The organism is Candidatus Cloacimonas acidaminovorans str. Evry (assembly GCF_000146065.2).
GTDB lineage: Bacteria > Cloacimonadota > Cloacimonadia > Cloacimonadales > Cloacimonadaceae > Cloacimonas > Cloacimonas acidaminivorans.
The window spans coordinates 811,399-835,858 of the sequence record NC_020449.1; the positions used below are offsets into that span (position 1 = coordinate 811,399).

The 24,460-nt window shown below is 38.1% G+C and carries 23 protein-coding genes; 22 read left to right on the forward strand and 1 reads right to left on the reverse strand.

Annotation, left to right across the window (positions count from 1 at the left end):
• Positions 1–147 precede the first annotated feature (147 nt).
• Genes CLOAM_RS03355 through CLOAM_RS03365 form a run of 3 tightly spaced genes read left to right on the forward strand, consistent with a single transcriptional unit; the run spans position 148 to position 4,000 of the window.
• Positions 148–1,413 carry a hypothetical protein gene (locus CLOAM_RS03355; protein WP_015424449.1) on the forward strand — a complete coding sequence of 422 codons (1,266 nt, stop codon included), beginning with the start codon at positions 148–150 and terminating at the stop codon, positions 1,411–1,413.
• A gap of 60 nt (positions 1,414–1,473) precedes the next feature.
• Positions 1,474–1,857 carry a 4Fe-4S binding protein gene (locus CLOAM_RS03360; RefSeq protein ID WP_015424450.1) on the forward strand — a complete coding sequence of 128 codons (384 nt, stop codon included), beginning with the start codon at positions 1,474–1,476 and terminating at the stop codon, positions 1,855–1,857.
• Between the two features lie 10 nt (positions 1,858–1,867).
• A complete protein-coding gene (locus tag CLOAM_RS03365) occupies positions 1,868–4,000 on the forward strand; it encodes an aldehyde ferredoxin oxidoreductase family protein (RefSeq protein WP_015424451.1) in 2,133 nt (710 codons plus the stop codon).
• Positions 4,001–4,193: 193 nt separating this feature from the next.
• Here CLOAM_RS03365 and radA read toward each other — a convergent pair whose 3' ends face one another.
• A complete protein-coding gene (gene radA / locus CLOAM_RS03370; protein WP_015424452.1) occupies positions 4,194–5,528 on the reverse strand; it encodes a DNA repair protein RadA in 1,335 nt (444 codons plus the stop codon).
• Positions 5,529–5,729: 201 nt separating this feature from the next.
• Between radA and CLOAM_RS03375 the strand changes: the two genes are divergently transcribed.
• The 19 genes from CLOAM_RS03375 (at position 5,730) to CLOAM_RS03465 (ending at position 23,956) form a co-directional block, all read left to right on the forward strand.
• Positions 5,730–5,996, forward strand: a complete 267-nt coding sequence (locus CLOAM_RS03375) for a glutaredoxin family protein (RefSeq protein ID WP_015424453.1) — start codon at positions 5,730–5,732, stop codon at positions 5,994–5,996.
• Positions 5,989–6,444 (forward strand): MarR family winged helix-turn-helix transcriptional regulator, encoded by a 456-nt coding sequence (locus CLOAM_RS03380; protein ID WP_015424454.1) that lies wholly within the window; start codon positions 5,989–5,991, stop codon positions 6,442–6,444. The genes CLOAM_RS03375 and CLOAM_RS03380 overlap by 8 nt, the downstream gene beginning before the upstream one ends.
• Positions 6,444–6,875, forward strand: a complete 432-nt coding sequence (locus CLOAM_RS03385; protein ID WP_015424455.1) for an OsmC family protein — start codon at positions 6,444–6,446, stop codon at positions 6,873–6,875. Before CLOAM_RS03380 ends, CLOAM_RS03385 begins: the two co-directional genes overlap by 1 nt.
• On the forward strand, positions 6,872–7,396 hold the full coding sequence (locus tag CLOAM_RS03390; protein WP_015424456.1) for a thioredoxin family protein: 525 nt from the start codon (positions 6,872–6,874) through the stop codon (positions 7,394–7,396). Before CLOAM_RS03385 ends, CLOAM_RS03390 begins: the two co-directional genes overlap by 4 nt.
• Before the next feature lie 625 nt (positions 7,397–8,021).
• Positions 8,022–9,350, forward strand: coding sequence for a putative aminohydrolase SsnA (gene ssnA, locus CLOAM_RS03395; RefSeq protein ID WP_015424457.1), 1,329 nt, complete (start codon positions 8,022–8,024; stop codon positions 9,348–9,350).
• Between the two features lie 168 nt (positions 9,351–9,518).
• Complete coding sequence (locus CLOAM_RS03400; RefSeq protein ID WP_044278891.1) at positions 9,519–10,718, forward strand: YgeY family selenium metabolism-linked hydrolase; 1,200 nt, start codon at positions 9,519–9,521, stop codon at positions 10,716–10,718.
• Positions 10,715–10,879, forward strand: a complete 165-nt coding sequence (locus CLOAM_RS09615) for a hypothetical protein (RefSeq protein ID WP_015424460.1) — start codon at positions 10,715–10,717, stop codon at positions 10,877–10,879. The genes CLOAM_RS03400 and CLOAM_RS09615 overlap by 4 nt, the downstream gene beginning before the upstream one ends.
• Positions 10,860–12,038 carry a threonine synthase gene (locus tag CLOAM_RS03405; protein ID WP_015424461.1) on the forward strand — a complete coding sequence of 393 codons (1,179 nt, stop codon included), beginning with the start codon at positions 10,860–10,862 and terminating at the stop codon, positions 12,036–12,038. The genes CLOAM_RS09615 and CLOAM_RS03405 overlap by 20 nt, the downstream gene beginning before the upstream one ends.
• Positions 12,035–13,132: a dihydroorotase gene (locus CLOAM_RS03410; RefSeq protein ID WP_015424462.1), complete on the forward strand. Its 1,098-nt coding sequence runs from the start codon at positions 12,035–12,037 to the stop codon at positions 13,130–13,132. The genes CLOAM_RS03405 and CLOAM_RS03410 overlap by 4 nt, the downstream gene beginning before the upstream one ends.
• Positions 13,122–15,386: a xanthine dehydrogenase family protein molybdopterin-binding subunit gene (locus CLOAM_RS03415; RefSeq protein ID WP_015424463.1), complete on the forward strand. Its 2,265-nt coding sequence runs from the start codon at positions 13,122–13,124 to the stop codon at positions 15,384–15,386. The genes CLOAM_RS03410 and CLOAM_RS03415 overlap by 11 nt, the downstream gene beginning before the upstream one ends.
• Positions 15,383–15,871 (forward strand): (2Fe-2S)-binding protein, encoded by a 489-nt coding sequence (locus tag CLOAM_RS03420; protein WP_015424464.1) that lies wholly within the window; start codon positions 15,383–15,385, stop codon positions 15,869–15,871. Before CLOAM_RS03415 ends, CLOAM_RS03420 begins: the two co-directional genes overlap by 4 nt.
• Positions 15,872–16,058: 187 nt before the next feature.
• A complete protein-coding gene (locus CLOAM_RS03425; protein ID WP_044278892.1) occupies positions 16,059–16,463 on the forward strand; it encodes a GxxExxY protein in 405 nt (134 codons plus the stop codon).
• Between the two features lie 244 nt (positions 16,464–16,707).
• Entirely contained in the window at positions 16,708–17,871 is a 1,164-nt protein-coding gene (ygeW, locus tag CLOAM_RS03430) for a knotted carbamoyltransferase YgeW (RefSeq protein WP_015424467.1), read from the forward strand.
• A 248-nt stretch (positions 17,872–18,119) separates the two neighbouring features.
• Positions 18,120–19,073, forward strand: a complete 954-nt coding sequence (locus CLOAM_RS03440) for an NAD-dependent epimerase/dehydratase family protein (protein ID WP_015424468.1) — start codon at positions 18,120–18,122, stop codon at positions 19,071–19,073.
• Positions 19,070–20,071: a Gfo/Idh/MocA family protein gene (locus tag CLOAM_RS03445; RefSeq protein WP_015424469.1), complete on the forward strand. Its 1,002-nt coding sequence runs from the start codon at positions 19,070–19,072 to the stop codon at positions 20,069–20,071. Before CLOAM_RS03440 ends, CLOAM_RS03445 begins: the two co-directional genes overlap by 4 nt.
• Positions 20,072–20,077: 6 nt before the next feature.
• Entirely contained in the window at positions 20,078–21,373 is a 1,296-nt protein-coding gene (gene asnS / locus CLOAM_RS03450; RefSeq protein WP_015424470.1) for an asparagine--tRNA ligase, read from the forward strand.
• A gap of 92 nt (positions 21,374–21,465) precedes the next feature.
• Positions 21,466–22,680, forward strand: a complete 1,215-nt coding sequence (locus tag CLOAM_RS03455; protein WP_015424471.1) for an aminotransferase-like domain-containing protein — start codon at positions 21,466–21,468, stop codon at positions 22,678–22,680.
• A gap of 60 nt (positions 22,681–22,740) precedes the next feature.
• Positions 22,741–23,184, forward strand: a complete 444-nt coding sequence (locus CLOAM_RS03460; RefSeq protein WP_015424472.1) for a hypothetical protein — start codon at positions 22,741–22,743, stop codon at positions 23,182–23,184.
• Between the two features lie 43 nt (positions 23,185–23,227).
• Positions 23,228–23,956, forward strand: a complete 729-nt coding sequence (locus tag CLOAM_RS03465; RefSeq protein WP_015424473.1) for a prepilin peptidase — start codon at positions 23,228–23,230, stop codon at positions 23,954–23,956.
• Positions 23,957–24,460: the final 504 nt, after the last annotated feature.

Genomic DNA, 24,460 nt, shown 5'->3' on the forward strand with positions numbered 1-24,460 from the left:
ACACAGATATATATTAGAAAGGATTTATAATTTTCCATTCTCAATTTTTCATTAAAGCAATCACCATTTCTCTATCTTTCCCTCAAAAAACCATTGACAGCAACAGCCAGCCCTAAAAATAAGCATTATCTTAAAGAGGAGTAATAAATGCGAAACGGAATAAAAATTATAATAGTGTGTTTGTTTTGCACTTTAACTTGGTCAATGCAGGGGGAAACAATTTCTCCTTTTTCCTTAAAGGATAAGACATTTGAAGCAAGAGCTGATTTTGGAATTGGAACCTTGAAGAACAGGAATTTTTCTTTTTGGGAAGGCAATTCTTCCTTTCATTATCCCCAAAATATTCAAGCGGAAATGGATTATGATAGTTATTCCAGTTTTCCCGAATGGAGTAAAAATGTCACTTTTCATTCCGCTCAGGAATTCTTGTATCTTGATGTGCCAAATAGTGGGGGAAATATTCAAGAGTTTAATTCATTTAATACTATTGGTGTAAAATCCAGATTAGCAGGAGTAGAGGTCTTTTATAACTTGATAAATAACCGTAATGATACAGATAAAAAGGCAACAAGTTATCATTTTAACAAGTATGGAATAGGTGCCGGTTTTCCTAATTCGGAATCATTACGACTTTTTGGCTGGTTAATGCATACCGATTTAAGCGATATTTATCCCGAAGTTGATTTTTCGTCCTATAAAGCTCAAATGGCTAAACGCTATAGCAGTAAAAGTCAAATAGCAGAACTGGGAATGGAATATGAATATAATGAGATACCGGATAAGGTATCAGAGGAAGAGCTAATTAAAGTATCTGAATATTTTCCGGATGACTATCTGGATTGGACTCCTAAAAAACGGTTTAGCGCTTATGTTTACGCTTCCAGTATGCGGAATTTTTATCTGGAACCTTTTTTCCTAAATGGGCATGCTCCTGACTGCAGTCCCTTATTATTAGCCAATAAATCTGCCAGTAGTGTGTTATGCAGATTTACCACAGAAGACAGAAAAAATGATTATGTGGATAACTCACAGATTGTTTTAGACGGCATTCTTGCCCTTAATTTCGGGAAATATTTCGGGCTTGATTTTCGCTATGATTCTGAAAAGAAAGAGGATTACAAAAACGATATAAAGGAAAATACTTACAATATTACAGGAAATATGCGGTTAAATTTTATCGGAAAGGAATCATATCGGCTAATTGGTATTTTGGAGTATTTATACAATAAAACCAAAGGTGAAAATGCCTCTGAAAATCTTAATTTTGGATTATATGGAATTTTACGCTTGAAAAATCATTTGAATTTAATCGCCTACCTGAAACTGGATAATGAATGGCAAAGAAAGGATGATTTTTTAGAGTTTGACCACAGAGATAATAAGCTCGGAACTATCCTTTCCGTGAGATTATAGTTGACATAATATTTCCAGATTTTGATATGGAATCATTAAAGAAAAGGGGGAATTTTTATAATGAAAGTGCTAAAGACCTTTCCTGATAAATGCATAACCTGCCATAATTGCGAAAGCGCCTGCTCCAAACTCTATTTTAAAGAGGATAATGCAGAAAAATCGTGCATAGTAATTAACGAAGAGGTTTATCCTCCGGAAATGATTGTCTGTAATCAATGCGGGAATTGTATTGATATATGTCCTACTTTAGCATTAACCATTAATACTCAAGGGGTAGTTATGTTGAATAAATCCCTTTGTATTGGCTGTTTGATGTGCGTAGCTGCCTGTCCGAATAATGCAATGCGTTTTGCTAAAGGTGTTTATAATCCTTTTAAATGCATTGCTTGCGGAAGTTGCCCCAAAACCTGTCCCGCTGAAGCAATAGAATTAGTAACCGCTTAAGGAGAGAAAAATGAACCGTAAATTAATTTCCGAATTCAAATATGACCTGGCACCTGTTATTCGTGGCTATAATAAACGCTCATTGTATATAAATTTAAGCACTAATGAAATAAAACAAAAGCCAGTTACCGAGCTAATGATTGATAAATTTGTTGGTGGGAAAGGTTTTGACCTTTATCTGATGTGGCATAGTGTTCAAGATGATACCAAATGGGATAGTCCCGAAAATGAAATCTGCATTTCTTTCGGTCCGCTTTGTGGAAATACTAGTTATCCAGGTAGCGGAAAATCCATTGTTACAACTATTTCGCCTTTAACGGGAATTCCTGTGGACTGTAATGTAGGTGGTCATTTTGGTCCTTATGCCAAATTTTCCGGCTGGGATGCTATTGAACTCCAAGGAATTGCCAATGAGGAAGTGATAATTTATATAGATGGTGATAAAGGCATTGTGCAAATTCTTTCCGCTCCCGACGAAGAGATTAATAGTCATATTCTTGCTGAAGAATTGATTAAAGAATTTGCCGACGGACCGGATAAATATCAATTTGTTTCTGTGGTTTCCAGTGGCAAAGCGGCAGATAATGTTTTAATCACCTGTCTGAATTTTTCCTTTTGGGATAAAAGAAGAAAAGTGGCTCGTTTGAAACAGGCAGGTAGAGGTGGAACAGGTAGTGTATTCAGGCACAAGAAAATAAAAGCATTGGTGGTAAAATATTCCGGTCTGAAAGTGGATTCTAATAATCCCGAGGATGCTGAAACCCTTAGAATGACTGGCTTGAAACTGCATAAAGAAATAGAAGAGGGGGATGCCACTCAAAATCGGATGCGCCAAGTGGGAACTGCACATTTGATGGAAATTATGAATGATTACGATTTACTGCCTATCCGCAATTTTAAATATGGTCAAAGCCCGGAAGCGGAAGGTTTACATTCCCGCGAATTTAAGAATCTATTTACTCAAGGTATGCCAGATGGTTGTTGGTATGGTTGTTCTCTTTCCTGTTGTAAAGGTGTGGATAATTTTGAACCAAGAACCGGACCCTACAAAGGTCAAAAGGTCTGTGTGGACGGTCCTGAATATGAAACAGCTGCGGGTTGCGGAAGTAATATCGGTGTTTTCAATGCCCGGGATGTAGTAGAAATTAATTTTTACTGTGATACTTATGGAGTGGATACAATTTCTTTTGGAACCAGCACCGCTTTTGCTATGGAATGTTATGAAAACGGTATTTTGAATAAAGAACGCACTGGCGGACTTGAACTTACCTGGGGAAATGCAGATGCTGCCTTGGAACTTTTACATCAAATGGCTAAGGGAGAAGGTTTTGGAGTTATAGTAGGACAAGGTGTGCGCAGAATGAAGCAGATTTTTGCAGAAAAATATGGTGCCGATCCCAATTTCCTGCAAGACATTGGTATGGAAGCAAAGGGTTTGGAATATTCACAATATATGAGTAAAGAGTCCCTGGCTCAACAGGGTGGTTATACTCTTGCCTTAAAAGGACCTCAACATGACGAGGCATGGCTTATTTTTATGGATATGGTGAATAACCAAATTCCTACCTTTAAGGATAAAGCTGAGGCATTGCATTATTTTCCGATGTTTAGAACCTGGTTTGGTTTGCAGGGATTATGTAAACTTCCCTGGAACGATATTGAACCGGCAAATAATGCTGAAACCGATGAACCGGCAAAAGTTCCGGAACATGTTCAAAACTATGTTGATATCTATAAAGCTATAACGGGTAAACCATTGGATAAAGTTTCTCTGATTGAACAGTCAGAAAGGGTCTATAATTTCCAGAAGGTCTTTTGTTTGCGGATGGGAAAAGGAAGAAGGATTGATGATGTTCCACCCTATAGAGCTGTGGGTCCTGTAACTGAAGAAGAATATCTTTCCCGTCAGGAACGCTATGATCAGCAGTTGAAAGAAAAAATAGGTGTTGACCCTGAAGGGAAAAGCACTGCTGAAAAGATGGATATTTTAAGAAAATATAGAGAAGACCAATATCAGCAATTGATTGATGCTGTCTATGAAAGAAAGGGTTGGACAAAAGAAGGAGTTCCTAAAATTGAACATTTGCAAAAAATAGGAATGGACCTACCTGAGGTTGTTGAAGTAGTGAAAAGATTTCTGTAATATATGCCCTCACAGATAACACAGATTGCACAGATATTTGGATATTTGTCGTCATAAGCCATATACACCGTCAAAGTTATCTCCAGGCTAAAAATTTATTAAGGCGCAAATGACTCCTGTCTTACATTCTCAATTGTCAATTAATTCGCTTTATCTCTCTGTGAAACAATCCTTTATTCCTTTTATGCGAAAGTTATCTTAACGCACTATATAGAGCTTTGATATCTTTTACTTTAACAACTTTTGGATTGGCTTTTACTTTAGCGTAACTGGAAATGAAGATTTTCTCATAACCCAATTTCAGAGTTTGGCTGATATGTTTATCCAATTGGGAAACAGGACGAACTTCTCCATTTAAGCCAACTTCCCCGATAAATACGGCTTTTTCAATTAGTGGTTGATCTTTCATACTGGAAATTAGAGCAGCTAAAATAGCCAAATCCAAGGAAGGATCGGTACTGCGTATTCCACCTGTCAAATTTACAAAGACATCACAATTGCGAAGATAAAGTGAGAGGTTTTTTTCCAAGATAGCTAAAAGCATAGCCAATTTTTTTTGGTCCAGTCCTACTGCTACTCTTTGCGGAGTTCCGTAATTGGAAGCATTTACAAGTGTTTGTACTTCCACAATGAAACTGCGGCTACCTTCCATAATACAACTAATAGCAGTTCCGATGTTATTTTGTTCGTGGCTGAGAAAGATATTATTGGGATTGGAGACCTCTATCAAACCGAGATGGGTCATTTCAAAAAGACCTATTTCGTTGGTAGAACCAAAACGATTTTTTACTGCTCGCAGAATTTTGTATTGACTGCGTTGTTCTCCTTCAAAATAGAGAACGGTATCTACCATATGTTCAATAATTTTTGGTCCCGCAACTAATCCTTCTTTGGTTACATGACCTACTAAAAATAGAGGTATACCTAAGTTTTTAACCGTTCGTAATAGGCGACTGGTAGTTTCTCTTAATTGAGTGACAGTTCCAGGAAGGGCATCAAGTGAAGGGATGCTTACCGATTGAATAGAATCCACAATTGCCAGATCAGGTTTATTATCTTCAATTGCTTCAATAATGTGTTCCGCATTGTTAGTACATAGCAGATAAATATTTTCACTTGTAACTTTCAAATGTTTACTGCGTAAGCGAATTTGTTCGGCACTTTCTTCACCCGAACAATAGAGTGTTTTTTTATTCTGTTTACCCATCCATTCAGAAAGTTGCAGCATAAGAGTAGATTTACCAATTCCGGGTTCACCGCCGATCAAAATCAGCATACCTTTTACAATTCCTCCACCCAGAACCAGGTCAAATTCTTTTATTCCGGTCAGCAAGCGAGAAAATTCATCATATTCCAGATCAATTATTCTTTCGGGTTTACTTAGAGGTAATGTTTCTACGGGTTTATTATTTTTTCCCGTTACGCGAGTAGATTCTTTTAAAGTGCCCCAAGCTCCGCAGGCAGGGCATTTTCCACTCCATTTACCGGTTTCAAAACCGCACTCAGTGCAGAAGAAAATAGTTGCCATAAAATCAACCTCAAATTTTTTGCCATAATAATCTGATGTTATTTTATGGCAAGAAAATTAAGCATCTTGCTGGATAGTTATCTATAATAGCATTTTAAGGGTTAAGTTTTTTTACCGTTGTTCAAGCGTAATTTTTAATCGGCAAAAATATTTTTTGCTTTGGGGAAATTTTGCGTTATAATGTGAAATAGGGAGATTAAAATGTCTGCAAAAGTAATTGTATTTTCCACTCCTTCTTGTATCTGGTGCAAGAAAGCGAAGGAGTATCTGAAATCCATAAACCAGAATTTTACAGACATAGATGTTTCCAGGGATATTGCGGCTCGTAATGATATGATCCGCAAAAGCGGACAGGAAGCTGTTCCGCAAATATGGATAAATAATATTCCAGTAGTTGGTTTTGATCTGGAAAAGATCAATCGTTTATTAAACTTATATAATACTAAAAAAGGAGAATCAAATGGCTGATTATGCAAAAAAATTCCACGAGCTCATCACTCGCCTGCAAATGGTTTTGAGTGAAATTGACTATGCTCAAAAAGCATGCTTACAAGCAGGAAGAATGGAGTGTATGCTGCTAAACTACCTTTATAAGGTAAACGGTCCTGCCAATATGAACGAACTGGCTAAGGAACTGAATGTTTCTCATAGCCGAATTACCAGAATTATGGATAACCTTGTTGCCAAACAACTTGTTATTCGTGAACCTTCGGAAGAAGACCGTCGTTGCTGGTTTGCCCGGATTACTGAAAAAGGTAAGAAACTGGCAGCTAACAGCTTACAGACAGTTTTAGATCAACAGGCAAAAATACTGAAGAAAATACCTGAAAAAGATATTGAGGCAATCTATAAGGCACTTAAACTCTATGTGGAAAAATATGAAGAGGTATTGAAAGAGACAATAGCAGGATTATAATGTCCACTTATGTAAAAACCGTTTGGTCTGGTGGGATGAGCTTTACAGCTGAAGTCAACGGACATAAGCTGATTATGGATGCTGATCCCTATTTTGGCGGTACTGATCAAGGTCCGAGGCCTAAACCTTTATTGCTTGCCGCCTTAAGTGGCTGTAGCGGAATGGATATTGTTTCCATTCTGGAAAAAATGGGAATAAAGGATTATAATTTGGAAATGGATGCTCGGGGTGAATCTGCTACTGAGCATCCTATTATTTATCATACGATAACTTTAACTTACAACTTTCAAGGCAATAACCTTCCAGCTGAAAAAATAGTAAAAGCAGTAAAACTTTCCCTGGAAAAATACTGCGCCGTGAATGCTATGTTGAAAAAAGCTGCGAAGATAATTCCCAAAATCTATATTAACAATTTGGAGGTTCCCTTATGAAATGGTGGCTTATCATTATACTGTCTTTGTCTATAGCATTTTTAGGTTGTGAAAAAACCGATAAACCTACAATAAATGAAGATGGAACAAAAGATAACGGAAAATTAGAGTCCGGAGGAAAAAATCCTAAATCTAAAACCGGTGTGTGGCTTACTGATTGGAACGATGCAATGAAAACAGCTGATGTGTTGAATCGTCCCGTTTTTGTTGATTTTACAGGTTCTGACTGGTGTATCTGGTGTCAAAAACTGGAGGAAGAGGTCTTCGGTAAAGGCGAATTTTTAGAGTATGCCAAAAAAAATCTCGTTTTGCTGAAAGTTGATTTTCCCCGTGATATTGAACAAAGTGAAGAATTGCAAAAATTTAATGAACAAAAAATGAAAGAATATGAGATTGAGGGTTTTCCCACCATTGTTCTCGTAAATTCTAAAGGTGAAGAAATTGCTCGCACGGGGTATAGACCCGGGGGAGCAAAAGAATATGTAAAACACTTACAGGAATTGCTACAGCCAAAAGAATAAATAATTACCTGCTTAATAACAAAATCTCTTTCAATATTGGACGGGGACAAAAATACTCGGTGATAAATACTCCAAACAGTAAACACAGGATAATATGATGTCCCCGTCTTTTTTTCCTTGGGAATTTTTAATGTGTAGCCGGAGGATGATGTTCTTCGGCAAAAAAACGCGGAGCTTCAACGAGCTATGGCTATACAATAAATTGTGACAACTTTAAAATTAGCAACACTGATTTAACGGATATAACGGATAAATGCAAATTAAATATTTGTAATCCCTCCTGCACTAAATATTCCTCCAAAATAGCTTAACTTTTAAAGTATCAATAAATTATCCCTTTCTTTTGTCTCCTACAATAAAATATGAGTAATTGCTTGTAACATAGTAGATTATCTAACGACTCCGTAACACTTCCGTAACACTGCAGTAGTTTCGTTACGGAGTTGTTACTTGGTTGTTACTTCAGTAATATGCAGTCAACTAAGTATGAACCTTATATTTTTGAAGCCAATCTCATTGTGCCACTCTCACAGATTATGCTCTTACTATTTTCCTACATTCCAGCTTGACAAATATAGCCATCTTCCTTTTTCTGCATAGATAAAGTTTAAAGAGAGGAGTAAAGATGAATAGATACATACTGAAAGGTGGCACAATTCTAACATTTGATAGTAGCCATCCGGTTTTAGAGCAAGCAGAAATTTTAATTGATGATGGTTATATCCTGCAAATTGGTTCAGAAAAAAGCTTTCCCGATGAGGTTTGTGAACGCATAGATGTAGAAGGCAAAATCATTATGCCCGGGCTCATAAATGCTCATCATCATTTCTATTCTACTTTTGTAACCGGCTTGGGAAAAGCTGCTCCTGCCAAAAATTTTAATGCTGTGCTGGAAAATTTGTGGTGGCGTTTGGATAAAAAACTGCTTTCTGAAGATAACTATTATAGCGCCTTAATTTCCATCCTCAGTTCCATTCGGAAAGGAACAACCACTATTATTGATCATCATGCTTCCCCCTTTGCCGTGAAAGGTTCTCTTTCTCAAATTGCCAAAGCGGTTCAAGAAACGGGAATAAAAGCATCTTTATGCTATGAGGTTTCAGATAGAGACGGAGATAAAATTGCCCAAGAAGGAATTGAGGAAAACTATAACTGGATAAAAAATTGTCAAAACAATCCCAATCCTTATTTAAAAGGACTTTTTGGGTTACATTCCGCTTTTACGCTTTCGGACAAAACCCTATCTATTGTAGCTGATAAGGTTCGGGAACTTAACTGCGGTATTCATATTCATACTGCGGAAGCCGAATCGGATGAAAAATACAATCTGGAGCATTATGGTAAAAGAGTTGTGGAGCGCTTGAGCGATTTTAATTTGTTGAATAATAAAAGCATCCTGGCTCATTGTGTCCATTTAAGCCCTAAGGAATTGATCCTGGTGGCGGAAAAAGGGGCTGCAATTGTTACTAATCCGCAATCCAATTTGAATAATGCTGTGGGCATTGCCGATGTTTGTAAAATGACGGAATTGGGTGTAACTGTCGGTATTGGCACAGATGCAATGACCAATAATATGCTGGAAGAAGTCAGAGTTGGTATATGGGCTCAACATCTTAAACAAAATGATCCCTCGCGTGGCTTTGTTGAACTTGCCTCTGCTCTGGTTTTTAATAATCCGCTAATTGCGCAAAAATATTGGGGGGCAAAATTTGGAACAATAAATGAAGGCAGTCCTGCAGATATTATTGTGGTTGATTACATTCCGCATACTCCTTTTAATGAAGAAACATGGATGGGACATTTGATTTACGGAATTTCCCAGGCAAATGTGGAAGCAACTATTTGTCAGGGCAAAATCCTGATGTGGAACGGAGAATTGCTGCTGGATATTGATGAACAGGAAGTTAAAGCCAAGGCAAGAGAATTAGCGGAAAAATTGTGGGACAGATTTTGAAAGGCGAAATAGATTTTTTTACAAAGAGCAAAAGAGAAGAAATTAAAATGAAGAATGTAAAAAAAGGAAAAATAACGCTGTGGGAATTGGAAATAAACCTCGGTATAAAAAATAAATGTGCAGAATCGGCGTTAAATTTTTTGCCGTAAAGACATAAGGAGATTGATAATGTATAAAGAGATTTTTGCAAGGGCAAAACATTATGAAGATACCAGCACCCGTTTTTTAATGGATATGGTGAAAATACCTTCTTTCTCTACTAAAGAAAAAGAAGTTGCAGAATGTATCCTGAAAGAAATGCAGGAAATAGGAATGGACGATGCCTATATAGACCCTTTGGGTAATGTTATCGGTCGTTTGGGTTTAGGCAAAAAAGTGATTGCTTTTGACGCACATATTGATACTGTTTATCCGGGAGACCTTTCTCTTTGGGATTTTGATCCTTTTGCTGCTCACATCAAAGACGGAAAAATTTGGGGTAGAGGAACTGTTGATCAGAAAAGCGGAATGGCAAGTATGCTTACTTCTGCCCGCATAATGAAAGATTTGGATTTGGCAAAGGAATTTAGCATTTATTTTACAGGAACAGTTATGGAAGAGGACTGCGATGGCTTATGCTGGCAGTATATTCTTCAAGAAGGAGAAATTAAACCCGAACTTGTTGTAATTACAGAACCGACAAACCTGAATATTTATCGGGGTCATAGAGGTAGAATGGAAATGGAGGTTAGCATTAAAGGACTTTCCTGTCATGGTTCTGCTCCTGAACGCGGAGATAATGCCATTTATAAAATTTCCCGTATTGCTTTAGAAATAGAGAAATTGCATCAAAATCTGCGTTATGACGATTTTTTGGGAAAAGGAAGTATTTGCGTAACTCAGGTCTTTTTTACAGGACCAAGCCAATGTGCTGTTCCCGATAGTGCACGCATTCATTTAGACAGACGTTTGACCTTCGGAGAAAATAAAGAAAGCGCTGTTGCCGAAGTTCAGGATGCCTGTAAAAAAGCCGGTTATCCTGATGCCACAATAGAAATTTTAACTTATCAGGAGGCAGCATATACAGGATTTGTTTATCCTACAGAAAAATATTATCCTACTTGGGTTACACCTTTGGATTCAGTTTATGTGCAAAATGCCGCTGATGCCTACACAAAAACCCTGGGAACAAAGCCACTTATTGATAAATGGACTTTTTCCACTAATGGTGTTTCTATTGCAGGAATGAAAGGAATTCCCTGTATTGGATTAGGTCCCGGCAATGAAATTTATGCTCATGCACCTAATGAAGCATGCCCGATTGAACATTTAACCAAAGCTGCTGCTTTTTATGCTGCGCTGGTTTATAGATTATCACAGGAAAAGTGAGATGGATTTTTCCCAAAGAGAAAAAGAGAGAAAGAGAAGAATTGACAATTGAAAATTATAAAGAAGAATCTGTGTTAATTGGAATAAATCCTGGTGCTATTCTTTTATCTGGGAAATTAGCGAAATCTATGCGAGAAATAGATGAAGAGTTATTTAACTAAATACCGCTGTATTGAATGCGGAAAAGAATTTGACCCTAATGAACTGCATTATCTTTGTGATGAATGCGGCCGGGATTATCTACCAGGAATGCCGTTAAAAGGAGTTTTGGAAGCGGTTTTTAACTATGAAGAAATTGGCAGAAAATGGAAACAAAATCCTGACCCTCTTCTTTTCAGTGCTGTAAATTCTAAATTTTATCCTCCTTTGCCTGTAGGGAACACACCTTTTTTTAGGGTTAATATTCCTGGTTTGAAAAGCGGAGGAACGGCGTCCAACTACACAAAATTGTGGATAAAATTTGACGGTTTAAATCCTAGTGGCAGTTATAAAGATCGTGCCTCACAACTTGTTGTAGCTGATGCTTTACAAAAAGGGATTAAAGAAATTGTAACTGCTAGCACAGGAAATGCTGCTTGTTCACTTGCCTGTTTAGGTGCTTCAGCTGGCTTGAAAGTTGTTATTTTTGCTCCTCAAAATGCTCCTCCTGCTAAATTAATTCAAATTCAGGTGCATAATGCGGAACTTCATAAGATTGATGGCAGTTATGATGATGCTTTCAAAGCCGCGTTGGAATATACAAAAACGCATAATTGTATGTGTCGGAATACGGGCTATCATCCTTTAACCATAGATGGCAAAAAAAGTGCCGGAATTGAAATTTATGTTCAAAATGGATACAAAGTTCCGGATTGGATTGTGATTCCGGTTGGCGATGGAGTTATTTTAACAGGTATCTACAAAGCATTTTTGGACTTAAAAAAAGCCGGAATAACAGAAAAAATGCCTCATCTCTTATGTGTTCAGGCAGAAAGCAGTGATGCCATTACTTCCTATTGGGAAACAGGAATTTATCACGATGCTGAAAACCCTATTACGATAGCCGATTCCATTAAAGTGAAGACACCTGCTTTAGCGCATTGGTCTGTTAAAGCACTTAAAGAAACAGACGGAAAATGCATCAGGGTAAGCGATAAAGAAATTCAGGAAGCTCAGTTGGAACTGGCAAAAGAAACAGGTGTTTTTAGTGAACCCTCTTCTTCAGCAACTTTGGCTGGACTAAAAAAGGTAGTAAATCATAGTTGGTTAAAAGATGCTAAGGATATTGTATTATTGATAACAGGTCACGGTTTGAAAGACCCTGGAGCTGTAAAACTATGAAAGCAAGCGGAATTTACGATTTCCATGTGCATATTGGTGAAACCATTGGTGGACACCTTTTAGCAGATAGTTGGAAAAGTTTCAATCTTCTTTATGAACATAACGGTTTGGAAGGAATTGGTGTTTTTGTAACCGAAAGCCAGAATGAACCGCTTTCTTCCAAACTGGGAAGAATGCGAAAAGCGTCCCGCAGCTTTTTGGGAAAGGTTTTCTGGCATTTAACTCCCAGGCAGTTAGATATTCGCAGATTAGAAAACATTCTTAAGGAAGATACCGATTTGAAGCTCTATACTACCTATCGTGAGGCAGGGCTATATCAAAGCTATGAAAGTATTGAACACTTGATGGAAGAAATGCCTTCTCCTAAAAAAAGATTGCTGGTGCACTGTGAAGATGATGAAATTATTAGTGAATATAGTGAACGCTATCCTTTTCATAATCCTTCGGATCACTGTTTGCGGCGTCCTGAAAAGGCGGAAATTTCTGCAGTAGAAAAGTTACTTGATCTTTCTATAAAACATCATTATCCTCTTCACATAGTGCATATTTCTTCTCCTCAGGCAGCGCTTTTAGTTCAACAGGCAAAAAAAGAAGCGGATTATATTACTTGTGAAACTGCACCTCACTATTTGCTTTTGAATGAAGAGGTCTTAAATGAACCGGAAGGTCATCGTTGGCTTTGTTCTCCTCCATTACGTAGTGAAAGCAGTAGAGGTCTTTTACTGGAACTTTTACAGGATGGTGTTTTTGATATTATTGCCAGTGATCATTGTGCTTTTAGTTCTGAAACCAAAGATGTAGGAATTTTGTATCCTGCCAAAACCCCAATGGGCATTGCAGGAAGCGGAGTTCTTTTTACTTTGCTGGCAGAGCATTTGGTAGAAAAAGGCAAGCTTAGTATGGAGCAACTTTTTAATTTTATAAGTTTTAATCCAGCTAAACTGATGGGTTTTTCGGTTCAAAATGATAAGCTTAGTTATGAACGCTTGGGAGCTCCAATTCCTGTTATTCCCAGTTGGGCAAATACACCTAATCCGTGGATTGATTTTTGGAGCTATTATGAATTAAGGAGGCATAATAATAATGTTTACTGATGCATTTCGTAATGACGCTGCTGCTAAAGTAACAGGCAGAGCAAAATATACTGATGATTATAAACTTCCTGATATGCTTTATGCTGTTCCTTTGCATTCTCAAGTGGCAAGTGCTATAATTAAATCAATTGATTACTCTGAAGCGCTTAAGCAAAAAGGAGTAGTAGCTGTTTATACGGCAAAGGATATCCCCGGGAAGATCAAATTTGGCCAGATTATTAAAGATTGTCACACTATAATTAATAGAAGGATTCGTTCCGCGGGAGATGTTATTGCCTTAGTTGTGGCAGAAACTCGGGAAATAGCTCTTTCGGCTTTGCCTTTAATTAAAGTGGAACTGGAAGAAATTCCCGCTGTTTATAATCCAGAAGAGGCAATGCAAGGCACAAGCCCTTTGGTTAATCCTGATTTTGGCAGTAATATCTGCAACTATCATAAAGTGCGAACCGGTGATATTGAACAGGGTGAAAAAGAAGCAGATATTATTATGGAACAGGAATTTAATACTTCACGCGTAGAGCACACTTATCTGGAACCGGAAACAGCACTTTGTTATTTACGTCCTGATGGAGTTATGGAAGTTCTTGGCAGTATGCAACATCCTTTTTCTACAAGAAGATTTGTTGCTTCCACTTTGGGTTGTAAACTAAGCGCAGTGGAAGTGAAAAATATTCCTATGGGAGGCGGTTTTGGAGGAAAAGATGATACAGCGGCTTTGGTTTGTGCCAGAGCGGCTTTATGTGCTTACCTAACAAAGAGACCGGTAAAATTAACTTACAGCCGGGAAATGAGTATGCGGGAAAGTTATAAACGGCATCCTTATAAACTGCAATATAGAATGGGACTGAAAAAGAACGGCAAAATCGTCTTTATCAAAGCACGTATTATTGCAGACGGTGGTGCCTATTGTAGTGTAACGCCTTGGGTAACTTGGCGTTCCACAGTTCAAAGTTGTGGCTGCTATGAAGTTCCCAATGTGCAGAGTGATGTTTATGGTGTTTATACCAACAACATTTTTTCCGGAGCTTTCAGAGGTTTTGGTTCTCCGCAGGTAAATTTTGCCATAGAACAGTTAATAGAAATGGCTGCTCAAAAATTGAATATGGATGAAACAGAATTCCGAAAGATAAATATGGTTCATCAAGGCAGCAAGACAATTACTGATCAGAAACTGGATAATCATACCGTTTCTTTGCAGGAGGTTATGGATAGCGTTTTAAAAGAAATTGATTACGAAAATAAAGTAAAGAAATGCAGTTTCGGCAATCCTAAGATAGATGAATGGTATGGTATCGGTTATGCAATTTCTTATCGGGGAGTTAGTTTAGGAGCAGAAGGAACCGATATGAACAGCGCTATTATTTATATTCAACCCGATGGCAGTGTTTTACTGGAAACGGGAGTTCACGAAAACGGTCAAGGAGCTCAAAGTGCAATGATCTTAATTGCATCAGAAGAACTTGGCATTCCTAAAGAGCTTATTCGTTATCGTTTACCTTCCACTTCCAATATTCCCGATGGGGGTTCTACAGTTGCTTCCAGAGGAACTATTATGGGGGGAGGAGCTGTTGTTAATGCTGCAAAAATAATTAAACAGCGCCTCTGTGAGGGAGTAGAAAAAGCTCTTGGCATAAAGGATTGCAGTTATAAAGATGGTAATGTCTATTTCGCTCAGGGAGAAAAAGTTGCGGATTACTTTGAAGCAGTTCGTTTATGTTATGATCATCAAATTTATCCCTATGCCTTCGGAGTTTTTCAGGCACCGCCAATTAGCTGGGATGAAGAAACAGGCCATGGAAACGCTTATTTTTCCTGGGTTTACAGTTGCCAGGCAGCGGAACTAAAAGTGAATTCCCAAACAGGGAAAATCACTTTACTGAATTTAGTTGCCGCTCACGATATTGGCAGAGCTATCAATCCTGCTTTACTGGCTGGTCAGATTTATGGTGGAATGGCAATGGGAGCGGGTTATGCCCTATACGAAAATTTCTCCTTGGTAAATGGCGAACCAAAGGCAAGCAATTTTAACAGCTATAGAGTGATGCGAAGTACCGATTTACCGGAAATGACGGCTATTTTTGTGGAAAATCCCGATCCCAATTCACCTTCCAAGGCAAAAGGAATTGGAGAACCGGCTTTGGAAATTACCGCTCCAGCAATTGCCAATGCCCTTTACAGAGCTACGGGAAAAAGATTTACAGACCTGCCTATGGCTCCGCAGGTTTGGGAATATGTTAAAGGAAAGCAAAAATGAAAATAACTGTAAATAACATTGAATATACTGTGTCCGAAAACCTTGCTGAACTGAAACTTTCCTCCTATTTGCGGGAAAATCTGGATTTAACGGGAACCAAAATCGGTTGTGATATTGGTGTTTGTGGAAGTTGCACAATTCTGATAAATAATAAACCAATGCGTTCCTGCCTGCTGAAATTAAAAGATGTTGCCGATAAACAGGTCTTAACGATTGAGGGACTGGCATCTTCCGATGGAACTTTACATCCTGTTCAGCAGGCATTTATTGATGCAGGAGCAATTCAATGCGGATTTTGCACCCCGGGAATGGTTTTAACCGCTTATGCCTTTTTGCTGGAAAATAAACAGCCCACGCGGGAAGAAGCCAGAGAAGCAATTAAAGGAAATATTTGCAGATGCACAGGATACCAGCAAATTATAGATGCTATCCTCCTTGCTGCAGAGCGGATATTTCACAAGGAGGGAAAGAGAGAAAGAGATTAAGTTTACAAAGAGGGAAAGAGGAAAAGAGATTAATTTTACAAAGAGAGAAAGAGATTAAGTTTACAAAGAGAAAAAGAGATTATAAATTGTAAGTGAAAATAAACATTTTATCATAGGAGAAATTGATGAACCAGATAATAACAAAAGAAGAAATTGATGAACCAGATAATAATAAAAGGAGAATTTGATGAACCAGATAATAACAAAAGGAGAAATTGATGAATTATGTAGTAAAATCATCGGTGCTTGCATAGAAGTTCATAAAGCATTAGGACCAGGTTTGTTAGAAAAGATTTATCACCAATGTTTAGCTCGTGAATTTGCTTTGCAGGGAATCCAGTTTCAGGATGAATATGCAATAGGTATTAGCTATAAAGGGATAAGCTTGGAATCAGAACTGAGAGCTGATTTTTTAATTGAGAACACAGTCATTTTAGAAATAAAAGCTGTTAATTTGTGGAACCCTATTTTTGAAGCCCAACTGATAACTTATCTTAAACTTGCAGATATACCTATTGGCCTTTTGGTTAATTTCAATGTTCAAAAGCTTAAAGAGGGAGTAAAACGCCGTTTTAATGGACAGTTAATCTAATTATGATGAAGATATTGAATAATAATAAAGCAAAATGCAAGCACCTTTATTTTGCCTATGAAAGCTTTAATCAATCCAATTTTCCGATATTGATGATTATTCAATATGTAAATTGTAAAAATGAAAAGGGGAAAAAATGAATAGCAGTTTATACTCTAAAGATATTGTAATTTTATTCTCTTTTTCTCTTTTTCTCTTTGTTTAATAATTCACTTTCACCTTTTATATAAAATAGAGGTATAATATGGAGAAGATTAATACCCTGATTAATGAACTGGAAACCTTAAAACCGGATTTATTCGGTAAGGATTTCCTTTTAACCTGGGATAACAGTTTGGACAGCTTGAAAGCAGTAATGCTTGTTGCTGAAATCCTGCAGAACTTTCATTGGCAAAAGAAGCCCTGGCGAATTTTTGATTATGGCTTAGCAATATCTATTTTTCGGGATAACAGCACGCGAACGCGTTTCAGTTTTGCTTCGGCAGTGAATGGTTTGGGCTTGGCTTTAGCGGAATTGGATGAAGTGAAAAGTCAAATTGCGCATGGTGAAACGGTTCGGGAAACAGCCAATATGATTTCCTTTTTAACAGAAGTAATCGGTATTCGTGATGATATGTATCCCGGAGAGGGGCATACTTATATGTTGGAAGTTGCCAATGCTATTAGTGAAGGTTATCAACAGGGAATTTTAGCACAAAGACCTGCCGTTATAAATTTACAATGCGATTTAGACCATCCTACGCAAGTTCTTTCCGATCTTTTGAAACTGAAGGATTATTTTGGCGGATGGGAAAATCTGAAAGGTAAGAAAATAGCTATGAGTTGGGCTTATTCTCCTTCTTATGGAAAACCGCTTTCTGTTCCGCAGGGAATAATAAATCTGATGACCCGTTTTGGGATGAATGTTGTTTTGGCTCATCCTGAGGGCTATGATTTGCTTCCGGAGACCATACAGTCGGCTTTTTCATTTGCTCAAGAGAGCGGAGGTTCATTTAGCCAAACCACTTTAATGGAAGAAGCATTCCAAAATGCCGATATCGTTTATCCTAAAAGTTGGGCACCAATGTCAGTTATGCAACAAAGAACCAAATTGCTTAAAGCCGGAGATAAACAGGGCTTGAAAGAACTGGAAATGCATTGTTTGGCTCAAAATGAAAAGTATATTGACTGGGAATGCGACGACGAGATGATGAAATTGACCAAAAACGGAAATGCGCTTTATGAACACTGTCTTCCTGCAGATATTAGCGATGTAAGTTGTGAAAATGGTGAAGTGGCAAAAAGCGTGTTTGAAAAATACCGTTTGCATACCTATCAGGAAGCGGGTTATAAGCCATTTGTGATTGCCGCGATGATTTTTATGAGTAAAGTGAAAGAGCCGGCAGCAAAGCTGAGAAGTTTTGTGTAACAAAGAGAAAAGTGAGTTGGTGAGGTAGCCAGTTTGCGAGATGGAATCGGAGAAGAATGTATTGTTTTTCTGTTTTACAAAGAGAGAAAGAGATTGGATTTACACAGAGGATAAGGTTATATCATTTTTTAAAGGGCTTATCATTCAAAAAATGAGGTCAGTTCATTTTACAGGAAAAACAATTGACAAGGCAGGGCAGAAAAAAAACAAGGTAATAACATAAAGTAAAAAAATAACGGAGTTAGAAGATGAAAAACATTCTGGTTCTCGGAGCGGCAGGTCAAATTGGTTCGGAACTTGTTCCTTATTTGCGTAAGTTCTATGGCTCAAATGCAGTTGTTGCTGCCTATCGTAGCACACCTTTAACAACGGAAATTCGGGAAGGCGGTCCCTGTGAAAATTTGGATGCTATGGAAGCGGATAAGATATTTGAAGTAGTTAAAAAATACAATATTGATACTATAATCAATCTGGTAGCTGTTCTTTCCGCCAAAGGGGAAGCCAATCCTGTAAAAGCATGGAACATAAATATGGGAAGCTTGATCAATTCCCTGGAAATAATGCGTGAAGTTAAAGGTGCTGTTTTTACACCTTCTTCCATAGGTGCATTTGGTCCTTCCACGCCCTTGGATAATACCCCCCAGGATACAATTATGCGTCCTACTACAATTTATGGCATTTCCAAAGTTGCTGCCGAACTTTGGAGCGACTATTATTTCTTAAAATATGGAGTGGATACGCGGGGAGTTCGTTATCCGGGAATTATTTCCAATGTAACTCTTCCTGGAGGAGGGACGACTGATTATGCGGTAGAGATTTATTATGAGGCAATTAAAAATAAACATTATACCTGTTATCTGAAACCGGGAACTTATCTGGATATGATGTATATGCCGGATGCTATGCGTGCCTGTGTAGAGCTTATGGAAGCAGACCCTAAAAAGTTAAAGCACCGTAATTGTTTTAATGTTACAGCTATGAGCATTGAACCCGAAATGATTGCCAAGGAAATTAGAAAGCATATTCCCGAATTCACAATTGACTATCAAATTGATCCTGTAAGACAATCTATAGCAGAAACCTGGCCCAATTCTATGGACCAGACAGCAGCTATGGAAGAATGGGATTGGAAACCAGAATATGACCTTCCTGCAATGACTTTAGATATGCTGAAGGTTCTTTCCCAAAAGCTTAAGAAATGATAAAAATCGGAGTTGTGGGAGTTGGCCATTTAGGTCAACATCATGCCCAAAAGTTTCAAAACATTGATGGTGCGGAATTAGTTGGCATTTTTGACATCAATGAACAACGCGCAAAGGAAATAGCCAAAAAGCTAAATACCAGGTCTTTTAACAGCTATGAAGAGCTTTTAACTGCCTGCGATGCAATAGATATATCGGCTACAACCACAGCTCATTATGAACTTGCCAAAACTGCATTACTTGCCGGAAAGCATATTTTCGTAGAAAAGCCGATTACGAGTGAATTAGCTCAAGCGAACGACTTGCTTAAGCTTGCTTCTGAAAGGAATCTCATTATTCAGGTGGGGCATATTGAAAGGTTCAATCCCGTTATCCTGAAAATAGAGAATGAAATCAATAACCCTCTGTTTATTGAATCGCAGAGGATTTCCACTTTTCAGCCGCGAGGAACGGATGTTCCTGTTGTGTTGGATTTAATGATTCACGATATAGACCTCATTTTAAGCTTTGTGCATAGCCCGGTTACCGATATTAAAGCCAGTGGAGTAGGTATCTTTACTTCTACGATAGATATTGCTAATGCGCGTATTGAATTTGCCAATGGAGCTGTTGCTAATGTAACTTCTTCCCGGGTTTCCACAAAACAGGAACGCAAATTAAGATTTTTTCAGAATGATGCCTATATCAGGATGGATTTTCTGGCAAAAAATGTGCGTGTTATCAAAAAAAGTTCCGATATAAACAGTTTATTGCCTCAAATTCTAATGGGAGCTCCAAATATCAATCCGGAGCAGCTTTTGGATATTAAAAGCTACGATGCCGACGATATTAACAAGGATGCTTTAACTATAGAACTGGAGTCCTTTATTGATTGTCTTAAAAACAATAAAAAACCGATTGTAGATGGAGAAGCGGGAACCAGAGCTTTGGAAATAGCCACTAAAATAATAAATCAAATTCAAACCCAAAATACCAGAATAAACTTATTATACAGGTAAAAGAAAATGCAAGATGTATTTGTAAAAGACATAGAAAAGTATTTAGGACAGGAAGTTCGGCTTAAGGGCTGGGTACGCAATATTCGTCATAGCGGAAAACTGCTGTTCATAATTTTAAGGGATGGAACAGGGGAAATTCAAACCGTTGCTTTTCAACCTGATTTGGGAGAAAAAGCATTTGAAACAGCAAAACATCTCACCCTTGAATCGTCTGTAATAATTTGCGGCATTCCTAATCTCCATCCTAAACAGGAAGGGGTTTATGAACTGCAAGTTACGCAAGTTCAGCCCCTGCAAATTGCGGATGAATATCCGATTGGTAAGAAAGAACACGGACCCGATTTTCTTCTTTCCAACAGGCATCTTTGGATACGCTCTCAAAAGCAATGGGCTATTTTACGGATTCGGCATACTGTTTATTATGCTATTTGCAATTACTTAAATGAGCATAATTTTATTCGTTTTGATTCTCCTATTCTAACTCCTAATGCTTGTGAAGGCACTACCACACTTTTTGAACTGGATTATTTTGACGAAGGCAAAGCATACCTTTCGCAATCGGGTCAGCTCTATCTGGAAACGGGAATTATGAGTTTCGGCAGGGTCTATGATTTTGGTCCGGTATTCAGAGCAGAACGTTCCAAAACCCGTAAGCATTTAACCGAGTTTTGGATGATGGATGCCGAAGCAGCTTTTGTGGAACACGATGAGAATATGCAAATTCAGGAAGACCTTATTCGCTATGTTATCCGAACTGTTCTCTCCGAATGTGCCCTGGAACTGCAAATTTTGGAACGAAATACGGAGTCATTAAAAGCGGCGGATGCTCCTTTTAAGCGGATGACTCATTATGAGGCAGTAGAATTGTTACGCCAGAAAGGGAGTGATATAACACATAGTAAAGATTTGGGTGCGCAAGATGAGGTCTTGCTAACGGAGGATTCGGAGGTTCCTGTTTTTGTAGAACGCTGGCCTAAAGAAATTAAGGCATTTTATATGAAACGCGATCCCTTAAATCCGAATTTGGTTTTAGGAGATGATTTAATAGCTCCTGAGGGCTTTGGAGAATTGATTGGAGGCAGCCAGCGTGAGGATGATTATGAGCTTTTACTTTCCAGAATGCAAGCGGAAAATATGCCTATAGATGATTATCAATGGTTTCTGGACTTGCGAAAATACGGTTCTGTTCCGCATAGCGGTTTTGGCGTTGGATTGGAACGACTGGTTGCCTGGTTGAGTGGAACTCCTCACATCAGAGAGACCATACCTTTTCCCCGTATGATTTACCGGATTTATCCCTGAGTAACAGGATTTCTGCTTGCGCAGGAAGGGCAAAGGTCTTTTCCTGCAAGAAAGAATATTAGTTCTAAAAATAAAAATATAAGGATAGAAGAATGATTACGAATTACTTTTCGGAAACCACGAAAACAATGAAATCATCGCTCATCAGAGAACTGGTAGCAACTACTAAAAATGTTCCTGATTTAATCTCTTTTGCCGGAGGTTTTCCTTCTCCGGCAACTTTTCCGACTGAGATTTTGAGCAAACTATTTCAGGAAGTGGTTTTCCAGCAGGGCAGAGATGTTCTCCAATATGGTAACAGTGAAGGTGACGATCAACTGAAGGAGGAAATTTTAAAGTGGGAGAATTATCCTAACCTGAATCGGAATAATCTGATTATTACCGTAGGAGCCACCAATGCCATTTATTATATGAGCAGAACTTTACTTAATGAAGGAGATATTGTTCTTTGCGAAGCACCCAGTTTTTTGGGTTCTATTGTTGCTTTTGAAGCTGTAGGAGCAGAGGTTCATTGTGTTTCTATGGATAATGAAGGAATTGATTTAAATCGTTTGGCAGAGAAAGTTAAACGCTTGCGCGATGCCGATAAGAAGATCAAATTTCTTTATACTATTCCCGATTTTCAAAATCCCACAGGTATTACGATGAGTTATAAACGCCGCTATAAATTGCTAAAATACTGTGAAGCGGAAGATATTCTCATTATGGAAGATAATCCTTATTCCCGTTTAAATTTCAGCGAAGAAGAACAACCAACTTTATTACGCATCGCTCAAACTGAATTAAATAATCCCTATCTGGTGACTGAAATCGTTTCTTTTTCCAAAATATTGGGTCCGGGAATGCGCGTTGCCTACGCTATCGGAGCTCCGGAATTGATCAATAAAATGGTTTCCTGGCAACAGAAAGTTACTATCAGTCCCGATTGCACAACCGAAAGAGTTGTAGCCAAATTTCTGGCTGAGGGTTATATGGAACCGCATATTAAAAACCTTTGTAAATTCTATAAACCCTATTTGGACAAGATGTTGGCTTGCCTTTCTGCCGAGATGCCTGTTTATGTGCAATGGACAAAACCTAAGGGCGGAATTTTTATCTGGCTGTGGCTGCCTGAAGATATTAATGCAGATACCCTTTTCTATAAAGCCAAAGACCATTTGGTAACCTTCATTCCGGGTAGTAAATTCTATCCTGAGGGCCAGGAAAGATTTAACTGTATGCGTCTTAATTATACCTATTCTACTATGGAACAAATAGAAACGGGCATCAAACGCCTGGGTGAATTGATAAAATCAATTTATGTTTGACATCGGTATAATTATTGCTTATAATATATATAAATCCTTTGCATCACTAAGGAGAAAAAAATGAGAAAGGTCTTGCTGATTACTATGCTGTTAGTAATGCTATTACCGTTAATAGCTCAAAGTGATATTCCGCATCCAAATTTCAGTCCCTATACCAATAACGGTTCTTCGTTTCTCGGTTTGAATAAACTTTCAATGAGCCATTCCATGGGTTTTCAGGCAGGAACCAGTTCCACCGGTGAGGGGTATTATCTTTCTCTTTATACCAATCATCTTAAATATAAATTCAATCCCAAACTGGAAATGAATCTGGACTTGAATTTTGTAAACTATGGCGGTTTTGATACCGGCAGCAAATTTGAACTGGATAATGCCAATTACAGTCGTGTTATTCCTGAATTTTCCCTGCGTTACACTCCCCGGGATAACATTCAAATTCAGTTACAAATGATTAGTGGCTCTATTTTAAATCCCTATAAGAACAACTACCTGCAAAACTGGTAAGGAGCATTATCTGCTAACTTTTGTAATTATTGTTATTGCTGTTTTGGGTTGTGCTTTAGGCAGTTTTTTCAATGTTTTGATTTACCGGATTCCCAAAAAGCAATCCATAATTTTCCCTGGTTCTCATTGTGAGAACTGTAAAAGACCTATTCCTTTCTATCAAAATATTCCCATTATCAGCTATATTTTACTGAAGGGAAAATGTTCCAAATGTGGAGCTAAAATTCACTGGCATCATATTGTAGTTGAAATTATAACACCTCTTTTGTTTTTAGCGTTGTTTTTCCGTTATGGTTTGCATGATTTCCGTTTCTATAAATACATCCTGCTTTTTTCTTTTCTCATACCTATCTTTTTTATTGATGCCTTACATCAAATAATACCCAATGTGTTGTCCATTCCGTTACTGATTACCGGTATCATCTTTGTTTTTATACCCGGAAACGATGTCGGCATCATAAATGGCTTAGTAACAGGAGCAGTGGTTTTCTGTTTGCTTCTATTTTTAGCTTGGGCTTATCAAAAAATACGCGGAACCGAAGGATTGGGTGGGGGAGATATCTGGCTGTTTACAGCTTTGGCAACTTATTTTGGTTTAACAGGCATACCTTACATCTTTTTGCTTTCTGCTTTGATGGGGATAATCTATTTCCTTATTTTTATTAGAGATAAAAGCCAACCCTTTGCTTTTGGCACCTTTATTGCTTTAGCAGCGGTTTTATGGTCGGTAATTGGAGAAGAAATAGTTTTCCAGCTAATTAATTTTATTTAACCGCTTAGTTGTTTTTTCCCGCAGATTACGCAGATTATTTTTCCCGCAGATTACGCAGATTTGAATAATAGGTTTGAAAAGAAAAGGATTATGATGATAACAGGAATTTTATTGTGAATGATATGTTTTATTCCTTTTAAAAGCCGGTCAGGGCGATACAATGATAGCGATGGAGGCGTAAGCCCCTCGGGAAAAAAGGTTGAGAAGGTTGAGAAGGTTTAGAGGGTTGAGATTTCATCAAAGCCCGGAGGGCGACACAATGATAGCGATGGAGGCGTAAGCCCCAAGGGAAAAAAGGTTGAGAAGGTTGAGAAGGTTTAGAGGGTTGAGATTTCATCAAAGCCCGGAGGGCGACACTATGATAGCGATGGTGGCGTAAGCCCCTCGTAAAATGTAAGCCCCGACTTCTTTTTTCTTTTCATCTTCCCATTTTCCAAAAGCCCCAAAGGGCGACACAATGATAGCGATGGAGGCGTAAGCCCCTCGGAAAATATAAAATGTAGA